This window comes from Bacillus salipaludis (genome assembly GCF_030938565.1).
GTDB lineage: Bacteria > Bacillota > Bacilli > Bacillales > Cytobacillaceae > Neobacillus > Neobacillus salipaludis_A.
In genome coordinates this window covers 217493-231432 of record NZ_JAVGVR010000001.1, presented here as the reverse complement: position 1 = coordinate 231432, position 13940 = coordinate 217493, and the positions used below count along the sequence as shown (strand labels likewise).

The following is a 13940-nucleotide window of genomic DNA, read 5'->3' as shown; positions in this document are numbered from 1 at the left end:
ATAGATGAGAGGGTCGGAGGTGTTATATCTCTTATCAGATATATGATAAAATGAAGTTATTAAAGGATTTTTTGCGAAGGGGGAATGGATATGGCTATAAGCAATGAAGAATTGTATAAGATGATAAAAAAACTTCCTGAAGATGCAAAAAAATCGGCTTATGATTATTTGAAATATTTGTCTTACCGTCATTCACGACCAGATTGGGAGGATATTATGGTAATGGAATCTGATGAGATTCCGTTGAGTCAAGAGGAAGAACGGCAACTAAAAAATAGCTCGGAGTTTGTGTCGTGGGAGGATGCGAAGCGTGAGCTTAACCTACCGACTGACTCTAAGTCGTGAATCCGTTAAATTCTTAAGAAAACAGGAAAGAAATATTCAAGAACGAATTGGAAAAGCTTTAGAAGGCTTAACAATACGTCCTCCAATTGGAGACATAAAACCATTAAAGGGAAGAGAAAATAAGTTAAGGCTTAGAGTTGGAACGTATAGGGTTATTTTTGAAATAGACCACCATGAAAAAATAATTTATATTTTAACCATCGATAATCGTGGCGATGTTTATAAATAAGAAACTTAAAAGGACCTCCAGTAAACGAACAGGGAAGGTCCTTTTTTCATGAATGATCTTCGAAAAAGGATATTGCCCAATTGTTAATGATGTATACCTTCACGCCCTCTCAACAAAACGGTGAAAATTTTTTCCAAAATAAATCAAACGAGAGGAAATTATTTACGAAATTATCCCCCTATGCTATCCTAAACTTGAAAACGAATCCATAAAAAAGGGGCTAATAAGGATGATTGTTGATCACATCCGTAATTTTCATTTCTATAAAGGTATCCATGAAAGAATCAATCAAGCAATCGACTATATCCAACAAACCGATTTCACAAACCTCCAACCTGGCACACATGAAATCGACGGCGAAAACCTATTCTTTAATCTCATAGAATACGAAACCAAAACCCCGCAAGAACGCTTCTGGGAATCACATAAAAAGTATCTAGATGTTCATTATCTATTGGAAGGAACAGAACAAATTGGCTTCGAGCCGTTCGACCAAATGGAAGTCAAACAACCATACGATGAACAAGACGACTACTATCTACTCGAAGGCAACCTAAAATCAGCGGCCACATTACAAAAGGGAAACTTCATGATTCTCTTCCCACAAGATGCCCATATGACCGGAATCAAGGTCGACACATCGGAAAAAGTAAGAAAAATAGTGTTCAAAATAAAAATTTAGGGGGTGAGCTCATGAACCTCCATGAAACCATCACAACCGATGTACTCGTCGTAGGAAGCGGCATCGCTGGTCTTAAAGTGAGCATCGAGCTGGCCAAAGCCGGTAAAACCGTCATCATGTCGACCAAAACGCAAGTTTGTTCCGGCTCAAGCTTCTATCCCCTGAAAGCCTCCCTAGGAACACAGGTGACCAAGGATCATCAAGACAAAGAAGTATTTTTACAAGACATAGAGGCGGTTAGCCATCACATGCATGACAAAGAAATGGCTCAAATCTATGTGAATGAAATCCAGGAACGGGTCCAAGAATTTCCGGAAATCGGGATTGAGCCTTATAAACTGCCTGACGATCGCAAGGCCTGCTTTGCGGAACATAGCCGGACCATCTACATGCTGAGAGACTGGGACCAAATCCGCGATAATGTGAAAACGATTTTCAACCATTACCCTAATATTTCGTTATACGAAAAGTCTGCCGTGATTTCCTTAATCAAGACCGGCAACAAGGTAACCGGAGCTTTCCTATTGGACCACGATAATCACCTTATCATGATCCATTGTAAGGCAGTCATCTTGGCAACAGGCGGTTTCGGGAATCTTTACAAGCATAACTTAAACCCAAATGATGTCGATGGATCGGGGCATATCCTAGCGCTAGAAGCAGGAGCAAGTCTCGTAAATATGGAGTTTATTCAATTCATCCCGGGATTCACCGCACCAAAATATAAGACATTATGGGGCGAGCACACCCTGAATTATTGTAAAGATTTTGTGGATAAAGAAGGGAACAGTATTTTAGAAAAAGTGCTTCCTGACGGGCTCACGAAGCAAGAATGCTTGGAAATCCGGAGTACACATGGGCCATTTACCCACTCTCTCCCGTCAAAATACTTTGATATCGCGATGATGAAAGAAATTATCCGAACCAAAAGCGAAGCAGGTTTCGAGCTTGTCTTTGATGAGGCGATTTATGAGGATCAGCGAGATTTCTATACGATCTATCTTAATTGGCTGAAAGAAAGAGGAATCAATCTTGTGACGGACGCTTGCAAAATTGCTCCTTTTGCGCATGCTAGTAATGGCGGGGTCAAGGTGGATAGCTGTGGACGGACCTCTGTACCAGGACTTTATGCAATCGGTGAGCTCGCAGGAGGAATTGAAGGAGCTAATCGATTGGGAGGAAATTCTACAGGTTCCTGTATGGTTTTTGGAAAAAGAGCCGCCCAGAATTGTCTGGATTATGTGAACAATGGCCGGCTTGAACCGCTTGATATCCAAGCGGCAATCGATCAATTAAACAAGTCCATTCCAAAGACATCCGAGAAGTCCATCACCCCACATCAAGTAATCGAAGAAATCCGGGAACTCATGTGGTTGAAGGCAAATGTGATTCGAGATGAAAAAAATCTAACATCCGCCCTAAAAAAGGTAACCGAATTAAAGGCCTCATTCAATATGAGTCTTCATGTACAGAACGAAAATGAACGAAAAAGTGCATTTAAAGCAAGAAATTTTTTGCTGCTTTCGGAAATTCTGTTAAAGGCAATGTTGGAAAGAAGAGAGAGCAGGGGGGCCCATTATCGCGAAGATTTTCCGAATGAGGACGAAAATTTTCAAAAACGATTATGGATCTCCTTAAAAAACAAAGAAGTAACTCTGGAGTTTCGGGCATAATTTTCAAAAAGGAGAATATTTTTTCCAAAATAAATTAAATTGGTGAAAATTATTTACAGAACCACTCAAGCGTGATATATTTACTTTGTAAACGGTACCAATAAATTCATTTCCAGGTGGCGAAGATAAATGACAAATCAAAAATTTAAAGGTGTTTTTCCAGCATTCTATGCGTGCTACGACGATGCAGGAGAAATATCAGAGAGCCGTACAAAGGATCTTTGTAACTATCTTTATGAAAAAGGGGTTCAAGGTCTTTATGTAAGCGGAAGTTCTGGAGAATGCATTTACCATAACCTTGATGAAAGAAAAGCGACATTAAAATATGTGGCCGAAACCGTAAAAGGGAAGCTGACGCTCATCGCTCATGTTGGAGCACCTTCCACAAGAGACAGTGTGGAATTAGCAAAATATGCGGAAGAGCTTGGCTATGATGCCTTATCCGCCATCCCGCCGATCTACTTTAAACTTCCTGAAAGTTCAATCTATAAGTATTGGACGGACATTATGGATGCAGCGGAGCTACCATTCATCATCTATAACATTCCACAAACAACTGGGTACAATCTATCCATGAATCTATTCAAGCAATTAATTGAGAATAAAAAAGTAATGGGTGTTAAAAACTCTTCGATGCCAGCGATGGACATTGAACGCTTTAAGGCAGCAGCAGGCGAAGACTTTATCGTCTTTAACGGACCTGACGAACAATATGTGGCCGGAAGAATCATTGGGGCTGATAGCGGAATTGGCGGAACCTATGCAGCGATGCCGGAGTTATTTTTAAAAGCCGAACAATTTGTTTCAACCGGAAACTTTGAACAAGCAAGAAGCATTCAACGAGATATCAATGACATTATTATCGCTTTATGTTCCTTAAATGGTTCCATGTATTCCGTCATTAAAGAAGTTCTTAAATTAAATGGCGTCAATGTTGGAAGCGTTCGAGCACCTTTTGAGCCGGTACACGGAGAGGATTTAAATAATATCCCGGCAATTAAAGAGATGATCGACCAAGCAATTCTAAAATACGGAAAAAACTAACATGAAGCGAAGAATTGTCTGCTTCGGAGATTCAAATACATGGGGTTTTGATGCCGCAACGATGGGGAGATTTCCTGAAGGAGTCAGATGGACCAGCTTGCTGGCTGAAGGATTAGGCGATGACTTTCAAGTTGTCGAGGAAGGACTTTCCGGCCGAACAAGCGTCGTAGACGATCCATTGTTTGAAGGCCTAAACGGTTTAACCTATCTTCATCCTTGTTTAATGAGTCATGCGCCACTTGAGTTGGTGGTGATCATGCTTGGAACCAATGATACAAAGGAAAGATTTAATCTCACTTCTTTTAATATCGCTCAAGGAATTGCCAGGCTCGCCCTTAAGGCGAAAAGTACTCCAGCGGGCTTGAATGGCGCACCACCTAAAGTGTTAGTAATGGCGCCGCCTCCCATTGGGAAAGAGTACCTTGACACTGAAGTAGGAAAGTCAATGGGGAAAAATTGTGATCGGAAATCAGCTGAACTGCCCAATCATTTAAAGGAGCTGCTGCAGCTGCAAGAAACTGAGTTTCTCGATTTAAGCGGTCATGTTCCGATGAATACCATTGATTACATGCATTTGAATCAAGAAGGACATCAGCTTTTAGCCAAGATTGTCCTTCAAAAAATAAAAAACATGCTATAAAGGGGGAAAAAGGAATGTTGAAAAAACGCTTTCTGGCCACCGCTTTGACTGGTGTGCTTGCACTTGGAGCTTTAGCCGGTTGTGCAAACAAAGAAACAAGTAAATCAGATGTAGGGGCAAATGGGAAAAAGACAGTTGAATTGTCGCTTATGTTAACACCGCAATGGAAGGGAGTCATGGACCCTACAGAAAAAGGGGCAGACTACGACAGCTTCTTCAAGTACGCGGCAGATAAGTTCTCCAAACAGTATAAAGATTACGATGTAAAAGTGAAGGTAGAAGTAGTAGCTGCTGAACAAAGGGATGAACTCTTAAATGTTAAGTTAAACGGCGGCACTCCTCCAGATATCTTCTTTGAAAACACATTCGCAATGGGTGATTATGCACATCGCGGTGCATTAGTTCCATTAAACGATATTGTCGATGATGCGGCGAAGAAAGACATTGACCAAAAGTACTGGGATAGTGTGACGTTCGGCAAGGATGTTTACTTCTATCCATTCTCTCATATGCCAGGAACCTTAGCGTACAACGCGGATATGTTCAAGGCGGCAGGACTTGAAAAGTATCTTGGTGGCAAGGATGAAATCAAGACTTGGACGTTAAAAGATTATGAAACCATCCTCAATGCGTTGAAGAAGGATTTACCGAAGGATAAGTATCCAATGGCGCTATATGCGTTAAATAACCAAGGCGATACGTGGAACCTAGCTTATTTAAGAATGTTTGGTAATAAGTTCTTCGATGACAAAGGCAACATTATCCTTGATGATGCAAACGGAGTGAAGGCAGCAAAATGGTTAAAGAAAATCTATGATGCCGGATTAACAAACCCAGGTGCAGAATCGGTTTCATCTAATGATGCCAATGCCATGTTCCAAAACCAGAAGCTCGCGATCAGCTTCACAAACTCTGTACTCTTTAACAATGCAAAAGCAGATATGGCAGCAGGTAAAGCACCTAAGTTTGATATCCGACTTGCAAATATTCCATCTGAAAGCGGCGATCCGTTAACCTTTACGTATGTATCAGGTGCTGCTGTTTTCAATACAAAGGACAAAATAAGAATTAAAGTAAGTAAAGATTTTGTTAAATTCTTCTCAACAGATCCTGAACTCGTGAAAGCTTCAAAAAATGGAGTTCCAGTAAGGACTTCTGTAGCAAATGAATTCAAGTCTCAAAATCCATTATTCGCAGCATACGATAAAAACGCAAAGTATTTGTTCAACTTTACTGGCAGTGTTCCAGGCTACAGCGAGCTAAGACAGGCTTTATATCCAGAGCTTCAAGCATTATTAACTGGACAAAAATCAGCGGAACAAGCTGTGAAAGACTATCAGAAAAATGGTAATGGAATTATTGAAAATGCAAGGGCCAACTCAGTTATCAAACAATAGCCCTGTAAACTTTAAAAATTTAAGCCCCTTAAAATCAGGGGCTTAAATTTTAGAAAGGTAATGGTTACGATGAAATTCAATAAGCATACTTTCAAAGAAAATATGACAGGGTATCTATTTGTAGCTCCACAACTTTTACTCTTCTTAGTATTTCTTGTTTATCCCATCATTGAAGGAATTCGGCTAAGCTTGTTCAGAATTAATTACACCAATGAGGTATTTGTCGGATTTGAAAACTACACTAGACTTTTTCAGGATCCTGTTTTTGTAAAATCTACGATTAACACCGTTGTTTTCGTTATCTTCATTGTTGCCTTAACGGTCATATTTTCTCTATTTGTTGCATCGGCTGTTTTTGATAAAAATGCAAAATATGTTTCCTTTATCCGAGGAGCCTACTATATCCCTGTAATGGTTTCGATGGTTGTCATGAGTATGATCTGGAGTTTCTTACTAAATCCAGCCAATGGACTGATCCCGTACGTGGCAAAACAACTGGATTTTTCAAATGTGAACTTTTTAGGGAATCCCCATACGGTATTACCGGTGATCATTTTCGTTACGTTTGCAACCAATGTAGGTCAAGCGATTATCCTTTACATTGCGTCGATGATCGGGGTACCAAAGGAACTATTTGAAGCAGCAGAAGTGGATGGGGCAAGCAGAACGACCATCATCATGAAAATTCTCATTCCCATGGTCAAACCTACTACCATCTATATCACGATTATGAACATTATTGCCGTCTTAAAGATATTCGTTGTCATTCAACTATTAACGGGTGGCGGACCAAACAATGCTTCTACGACTCTTATGTATTTCTTATACAATAATGCCTTTAAGTATAATCAGCTTGGTGTGGCTTCTGCAGTAGGTGTGATTATGTTCTTAATTACATTAATATTATCGGTTCCACAATTAAGAGCAATGTTTAAGAAAGATTAGAGGTGAATTCGCATGAAAACGAAAAACAAGAAAAAAGAGAAACCGTTGACGTAATCGCCAATGCTATCATCATTTTCTTTGCTGTCCTAAATATATTTCCTCTTTATTGGCTTTTTACTAGTTCCTTAAAGAACAGTTCGGATGTTATCAAAATGCCTCCTGATTGGTTTCCGAAAACGATGTCCTTTAGTAACTATGCGGACGTATTCCAGAACCAGCCGGCATTAAGATGGACATTTAACAGTATTATTGTCTCACTGGTTACAACCGTAGCGGTGATCATTGTCAGCTCACTTGCTGCTTATGCGTTCTCAAAGTTGAAGTTTAAAGGGAAAAATGTTATTTATATCATTTTTATATCCAGTTTAATGATTCCAAAAGAGGTCATGATCGTTCCTTTATTCAGGATTATTCAGGAGTTTGGAATGGTAAATTCACTAAATGGCATGATTTGGCCGAATGTTGCCACAGCCTTTGGAGTATTTCTGCTTAAGGGATTTTTTGATACGATACCTGATTCACTACGAGAAGCGGCCCGGATTGACGGAGCAGGGGAGTTTTATACTTTTTATAAAATTATCTTGCCGATTGTAAAACCCGGAATTGGGGCGTTATTCATCCTGAATTTTGTTCAGGTATGGAACGATTACCTCTGGCAGTTAATTGTCGGCCAAGAGGAAACTTCAAAAACGTTAATGGTCGGAATTGCATCCTTGATGCAGGATTTAAGTCCAAACTTTGCTTATAAGATGGCCGGAGCTACGGTGGCTGCTGTGCCAATGCTCGTAATCTTTATCCTATTCCAACGGTATTTTACAAAAGGATTGGCGATTGGGGCAGAAAAGGGATGAACCTTGGAGTTTATCGAGGGTATGAGAGCCAAAACGCATGAGGATATAGGAAGATTTGGTGTTCATCGAGGGTATGAGAGCCAAATCTCATGAAGAGATGGGATAATTTGGTGTTCATCGGCGGTATGAGAGCCAGAACGCATGAGAAGATAGGAAGATTTTGTGTTCATCATCGGTATGAAAGCCAAAACGCATGAGGAGATAGGAAGATTTGGTGTTCATCGAGGGTATGAAAGCCAAATCTCATGAAGAGATGGGATGATTTTGTGTTCATCGGCGGTATGAGAGCCAGAACGCATGAGGAGATAGGAAGATTTGGTGTTCATCGGCGGTATGAGAGCCAAAACGCATGAGGAGATAGGAAGATTTGGTGTTCATCGAGGGTATGAAAGCCAAATCTCATGAAGAGATGGGATGATTTTGTGTTCATCGGCGGTATGAAAGCCAAAACGCATGATAATATAGGGAAATTTTGTGTTCATCGGCGGTATGAAAGCCAAAACGCATGAGGAGATAGGAAGATTTGATGTTCATCATCGGTATGAAAGCCAAAATGCATGAGGAGATAGGAAGATTTGGTGTTCATCAGCGATATGAAAGCCAAAACCCATGAGGAGATAGGAAGATTTGATGTTCATCGGATTGACTCGCAGATCTCCACGGAAAGCAAATCAAATACCAGCCATTTTTTAAATAATCAACTGGAGATGCTTTGAAATGAAGAACAAGGAACAATTATTCGAAAAAATTAAAGGAAAGCTCATCGTGTCCTGTCAAGCACTGCCAGAGGAGCCACTTCACAGCTCTTATATCATGGGAAGGATGGCGTACGCTGCGATGCTTGGCGGAGCGTGTGGGATACGCGCGAATAGCGTGGAAGATATTCGTGAAATTAAAAAAACCGTTTCCTTGCCGATCATTGGAATTATTAAACGTGTTTATGAGGGATCGGAAGTCTTTATCACCCCTACGATGGAAGAAATTGAATTGCTTTATCAAGAGGGAGTCGATATCATTGCATTAGATGCAACGGATCGGATCAGACCGGATGGCAAGACCATTCATGAAATTTTTCCAATCATCCGCAAAAAGTATCCAGACCAAATCTTTATGGCCGATTGCTCCACCTATGAAGAAGGGGAATTAGCGTACGAATTAGGCTTTGATTGTATCGGGACAACGTTAAGCGGTTATACCTCCTACACACACGGTCAGAAACTGCCTGATGTTGAGTTAATAGGGAGATTAAAAAGAGATTTTGAGCTTCCGATTATCGCAGAAGGCGGGATTTGGTCCCCGGAGGATTTGAAGGCTGCTTTTGAACGAGGCGCCCATACAGCAGTTGTGGGTTCAGCGATTACGAGACCGATGGAGATCACAAAAAGGTTTATTCAAGCGATATCTTAGATACAAGCTATAAATCCCACGGGTGATTCTCGTGGGATTTATACCGCCTTAGGAAATGGGTAAAGGGTGAGAAACTTGAAAATATTAGCTGCTGATATTGGTGGAACCTCGATTAAGCTGGGAATTTCCGATGAAAAAGGAAATTTGGCTGTCTTTAAAGAATATGATACGGAAAGCAAAAAAGGCGGAAAATTTGTCGTTGAAAAGCTCATGCAAATTATATCCGAATATGATGGCTTTGATGCCATCGGAATCAGTACAGCCGGTCAGGTGGATCGAGAGCAGGGCTGCATTATTTATGCCAATGAAAATATCCCCAACTATACGGGAACGCGGTTAAAGGATCTGTTAGAAGAAAAATTTAAGGTTCCCGTTAAAGTAGAGAATGACGTGAATGCGGCTGCTTTGGGAGAACAGTATTTTGGTGCCGGCCGGGATTTTCAGGATTTTCTTTGTTTGACCTATGGAACCGGTATCGGCGGTGCCATCATTCAAAATAACGAATTTTATTCAGGATATAATGGGGTAGCGGCTGAATTTGGGCATATCTTGACCCATCCTAAAGGACTGCCGTGTAACTGCGGTGGACAAGGCTGTTATGAACAATATGCCTCCACGACCGCCTTGGTGCGGATGGCAAAAGAAGTGGATCCGGAGTGCCTGAATGGAAAAGTCATTTTTGAAAAACTTTACCACGGTGACAGCCTGATGATCGATGTGCTCAATCATTGGGTATTTGAAGTGGCTATCGGACTTACTTCGTTGGTCCACATCTTTAACCCCCGTGCAATCATCATTGGCGGCGGTGTAATGGAACAGGAAATTTTGGTGAAGATGGTGGCGGCTGAAGTACGGGAGTTAATCATGGAAAGCTTTTCCGATGTAAAAATCTTAAAAGCTTCTCTTGGAAATAAAGCTGGAATTCTTGGGGCGGTTTCGCTTCATCTGAGAAGTGGGAACTAGAAGGAGTGCTATGTATGTCAAAAGTAGATATTTTTTCATTGATTCGTTCAAACTACAATGCCTTTACGAAATCTGAAAAAAAGGTAGCCGACTATATTCTTGAACATATGCAGGATGTCATCTACATGTCGATTACCGACCTTGCGGATGCATGCAATGTCGGCGAGGCCAGTGTATTTCGATTTTGCAAAACCATGAATTTAAAAGGCTATCAGGAATTTAAAATTGCCTTAGCCCATAGTACCCAAGATGAAGAAACGCAGCAAATGTCCGGCGAAATTACTCAGCAGGATACGATCGGCGAATTAGCCTCGAAAATTTTAGCGACGAATATCAACGCGCTAACAGAAACCTCGAATCTCATTAATGAGACAGATATTTCGAAGGCAATTGATTGTTTCATTCAGGCAGACCGGGTTCACTTTTTTGGCGTAGGGTCTTCGTTGATGACGGCAATGGAAGCGAAGAATAAGTTTATGAGGATCACGAATAAAACGGAATGTTCGATTGATTCCCATCTGCAAATTATGTCTGCTTCGTTAATGACAGACAGGGATGTGGCGGTTGCGATCTCCTATTCAGGATCCACGAAGGATACGATTGATGTCGCAAAGGCAGCAAAGGAAAGAGGAGCAAAAGTCATTTCGATTACCCGGTTCGCGAAATCACCCTTAACCAATTACGCAGATATTACCCTGCTTTGCGGATCAAACGAAGGACCGCTCCAAGGCGGCAGCCTCTCTGCCAAAATCTCACAGCTCTACCTGCTCGACATCCTATATGCCGAATTCTTCAGAAGAAACTACAAAGAATCAACACTCAACAAAGAAGAAACCGCAAAAGCCGTTATTGAGAAAATGCTATAAGAATTTGACAAAAATCGGGTGGTGCCTGGCACCACCCGATTTTTGTCGAACAGTAATAAACCATTGAGAACCGTCCCCGTGGATCTTTCGGCCAGAGTGGTGGGTAAACGAGCAAAACCGGAGTGTAAAGTCACGAAACCGGTGGATAAAGGCAATATTTGCAGATTTGTAGGAAAAGCGTGGATGGAAGTTTACTAAAAAGGAAATTTTCCTTTAAAAAAAGGTATTTAAGCCTGGTAGAGGCCTCTTAATGAGGAAGACTTTATCGAAGTGGAGGGTATTTCGCCCAAAGCGGATGGTAAACGAGCAAAACCGGAGTGTAAAGTCACGAAACCGGTGGATAAAGGCAAGGTTTGCAGATCTGTAGGAAAAGCGTGGATGGAAATTTACTAAAAAGGAAATTTTCCTTTAAAAAAAGGTATTTAAGCCTGGTAGAGGCCTCTTAATGAGGAGGACTTTATCGAAGTGGAAGGTATTTCGCCCAAAGAGGATGGTAAACGAGCAAAACCGGAGTGTAAATCCACAAAAGCGGAGGGTAAAGTCCCAATACGGAGCGGCTCTTAAATAGGGGCTCATCTCCCCATGCTGAATAGGTCCTATACATAAAAAAAATCGGGTGATTCACCACCCGAATTTTACCGAAAACAACTCTAATTTATTTGTGAATGTTGAAGTATTTTCTGACGGACATAGTCTAGATGTTTGTACATTTGGTTGAAGGCCTCATGTGGGTTGTGCGCTGCGAGCGCTTCGTAGATGCCTTGGTGAAAGGCTACGGTTAGGTCGCGTTCCCTGTACTGGATGAGGCTATCCGTTTTCTCATGGGTAATCAGCAGGGAGTCAATCATCCCCTCGACAATTGGATTATTTGCACTCATGGCAATAATCCGATGAAATTCCTTGTCGGCCTCACCGTAATTATTATCTTTGCTATTCTTGATGGTCTCAATGGTTTCCTGCAGTCTCGCTAGATCTTCATCCTTAATTTTTTCAGCTGCAATCGTCACAAGTCCAAGTTCAAGAGACATCCGCGCTTCAATGATGGCGGGTAAGTTATCCGTAGCCAGTGCTAACATGATTGAGAAGGGATAGGACCCGACTTTATTATTAAAAAAAGTACCTTCCCGCGTCTTCCGTGTAATCACACCAAGCGTTTCAAGTGAACTAAGCGCCTCGCGTAAAACCGGCCGGCTTACATCGAGTTCCTTCATCAGTTCCATTTCAGGCGGCAGTTTGTCACCTGACTTCATTTGCCCGCTGACGAGCAGCTGCACAATCTGGTCGACGACTTGTTTGGAAAGGGTATTCCGGCTTACCGATTGAACCTCTAGTTTCTTTGCTGATGGTTCCAAAGTATAACACCTCTAATTGACTCCATTAATAGTCATATTGTAATACAATTATACTAACATATTTCCATTTATTAAAGACATATTAAAAAAATAGTGCGCTCCTCGATATCGAGAAACGCACCCTAAAAAAATTATCGAACCAGGCAAGGCTTTTTAGGATCAAACGTCCAGTTCGGAACCAGGTACTGCATACCAATGGCATCATCGCGGGAGCCAAGCCCTTTTTGTTGATAAAGCTGATGCGCTTTCTCGATCCGTTCCATATCAATTTCAACTCCCAGACCCGGTTTCGCAGGGACATCCACCATACCGCCGACAATCTTGAAAGGCTCTTTGGTTAGACGCTGCCCGTCCTGCCAAATCCAGTGAGTATCAATCGCCGTGATTCTCCCAGGCGCCGCCGCTGCAACGTGGGTAAACATCGCCAGTGAAATATCAAAGTGGTTATTGGAGTGCGATCCCCATGTCAGACCCCATTCATGACACATTTGCGCAACGCGAACAGAGCCCTGCATCGTCCAAAAATGTGGATCGGCCAGAGGGATGTCCACAGACTGAAGCTGAATCGAATGCCCCATTTGCCGCCAGTCGGTGGCAATCATATTCGTTGCGGTCGGGAGTCCTGTTGCCCGTCTAAATTCTGTCATGATCTCGCGGCCGGAGAAGCCGTTTTCTGCACCACATGGATCTTCCGCATAGGCTAAAACATGATGTTGATCCCGGCAAAGTCGAATCGCGTCCTGTAATAACCAGCCGCCATTTGGATCAAGCGTAATGCGAGCCTCAGGGAAGCGCTCCGCAAGCGCCGTTACGGCCTCAATCTCTTCTTCACCCCGTAAGACTCCGCCTTTTAATTTGAAATCATTAAATCCATAGCGCTCACGGGCCGCTTCCGCCAAACGTACAATCGCTTCCGGTGCTAACGCTTCTTCGTGACGAAGGCGGAACCAGTCATCTTCCGCTTCCGGTGCGCTTAAATACTCAAGATCCGTTTTCTTGCGATCTCCTACATAAAATAAGTACCCTAACATTTCTACCTTGTCGCGTTGTTGGCCTTCACCGAGAAGAGCGGCAACAGGAACTTGCAGATATTGTCCGACTAAGTCAAGGAGGGAAGCTTCTAACGCCGTAACCGCATGAATCGTGGTGCGGAGGTCGAAGGTTTGAAGTCCTCTTCCTGCTGTGTCACGGTCCGCAAACTGGTTTCGAATCGTAGTTAAAATATTTTTGTATGTACCAATCGATTGTCCAATCACGAATGGTTTCGTATCTTCGAGGGTCTGACGGATTTTTTCGCCGCCTGGAACCTCTCCGACTCCGGTATTTCCTGCATTATCCTTTAGAATGACAATGTTGCGTGTAAAGTAAGGGGCATGGGCGCCGCTCAAATTAAGAAGCATGCTGTCATGTCCGGCAACGGGAACTACCAGCATTTCTGTAATAATCGGTGTACTTGTTTTTTTAGCGTCTTGAACGAATTGTGCTTCCATATCTATCACTCCTTTTAGTAGTAGAACATTGCTTACCTTCTTTCAAAAAGAGACCG

14 protein-coding genes are annotated in these 13940 nt (G+C 42.1%); 12 read left to right on the top strand and 2 right to left on the bottom strand.

Features of this window, described 5'->3' with window-relative positions:
- The first annotated feature begins 90 nt into the window (after positions 1 to 90).
- From RCG21_RS01030 to RCG21_RS00975, 12 genes are all read left to right on the top strand, one after another.
- Positions 91 to 345 (top strand): hypothetical protein, encoded by a 255-nt coding sequence (locus tag RCG21_RS01030; protein WP_133333039.1) that lies wholly within the window; start codon positions 91 to 93, stop codon positions 343 to 345.
- Positions 302 to 574, top strand: coding sequence for a type II toxin-antitoxin system RelE family toxin (locus RCG21_RS01025; protein ID WP_308912772.1), 273 nt, complete (start codon positions 302 to 304; stop codon positions 572 to 574). The genes RCG21_RS01030 and RCG21_RS01025 overlap by 44 nt, the downstream gene beginning before the upstream one ends.
- A 229-nt stretch (positions 575 to 803) precedes the next feature.
- Positions 804 to 1256 carry a NanQ anomerase/TabA/YiaL family protein gene (locus RCG21_RS01020; RefSeq protein WP_308912771.1) on the top strand — a complete coding sequence of 151 codons (453 nt, stop codon included), beginning with the start codon at positions 804 to 806 and terminating at the stop codon, positions 1254 to 1256.
- A gap of 11 nt (positions 1257 to 1267) precedes the next feature.
- Positions 1268 to 2929: an FAD-binding protein gene (locus RCG21_RS01015; protein WP_308912770.1), complete on the top strand. Its 1662-nt coding sequence runs from the start codon at positions 1268 to 1270 to the stop codon at positions 2927 to 2929.
- Between the two features lie 129 nt (positions 2930 to 3058).
- Positions 3059 to 3973 carry a dihydrodipicolinate synthase family protein gene (locus tag RCG21_RS01010; RefSeq protein ID WP_308912769.1) on the top strand — a complete coding sequence of 305 codons (915 nt, stop codon included), beginning with the start codon at positions 3059 to 3061 and terminating at the stop codon, positions 3971 to 3973.
- A gap of 1 nt (position 3974) precedes the next feature.
- Complete coding sequence (locus RCG21_RS01005) at positions 3975 to 4613, top strand: SGNH/GDSL hydrolase family protein (protein WP_308912768.1); 639 nt, start codon at positions 3975 to 3977, stop codon at positions 4611 to 4613.
- A gap of 14 nt (positions 4614 to 4627) precedes the next feature.
- Positions 4628 to 6010: an ABC transporter substrate-binding protein gene (locus tag RCG21_RS01000; protein WP_308912767.1), complete on the top strand. Its 1383-nt coding sequence runs from the start codon at positions 4628 to 4630 to the stop codon at positions 6008 to 6010.
- Positions 6011 to 6079: 69 nt separating this feature from the next.
- Complete coding sequence (locus tag RCG21_RS00995; RefSeq protein ID WP_308912766.1) at positions 6080 to 6955, top strand: carbohydrate ABC transporter permease; 876 nt, start codon at positions 6080 to 6082, stop codon at positions 6953 to 6955.
- 2 nt (positions 6956 to 6957) lie between these two features.
- On the top strand, positions 6958 to 7806 hold the full coding sequence (locus RCG21_RS00990) for a carbohydrate ABC transporter permease (protein ID WP_308912765.1): 849 nt from the start codon (positions 6958 to 6960) through the stop codon (positions 7804 to 7806).
- Between the two features lie 717 nt (positions 7807 to 8523).
- Positions 8524 to 9213, top strand: a complete 690-nt coding sequence (locus RCG21_RS00985) for an N-acetylmannosamine-6-phosphate 2-epimerase (protein ID WP_308912764.1) — start codon at positions 8524 to 8526, stop codon at positions 9211 to 9213.
- A gap of 75 nt (positions 9214 to 9288) precedes the next feature.
- Positions 9289 to 10176, top strand: coding sequence for an ROK family protein (locus RCG21_RS00980; protein WP_308912763.1), 888 nt, complete (start codon positions 9289 to 9291; stop codon positions 10174 to 10176).
- A 14-nt stretch (positions 10177 to 10190) separates the two neighbouring features.
- Positions 10191 to 11042 carry a MurR/RpiR family transcriptional regulator gene (locus tag RCG21_RS00975; RefSeq protein ID WP_308912762.1) on the top strand — a complete coding sequence of 284 codons (852 nt, stop codon included), beginning with the start codon at positions 10191 to 10193 and terminating at the stop codon, positions 11040 to 11042.
- 650 nt (positions 11043 to 11692) lie between these two features.
- Here the strand turns inward: RCG21_RS00975 and RCG21_RS00970 are convergent.
- Together RCG21_RS00970 and gudD are read right to left on the bottom strand one after the other, a co-directional pair.
- Positions 11693 to 12394 (bottom strand): FadR/GntR family transcriptional regulator, encoded by a 702-nt coding sequence (locus RCG21_RS00970; RefSeq protein WP_308912761.1) that lies wholly within the window; start codon positions 12392 to 12394, stop codon positions 11693 to 11695.
- Between the two features lie 131 nt (positions 12395 to 12525).
- Entirely contained in the window at positions 12526 to 13884 is a 1359-nt protein-coding gene (gene gudD, locus RCG21_RS00965; protein ID WP_308912760.1) for a glucarate dehydratase, read from the bottom strand.
- Positions 13885 to 13940: the final 56 nt, after the last annotated feature.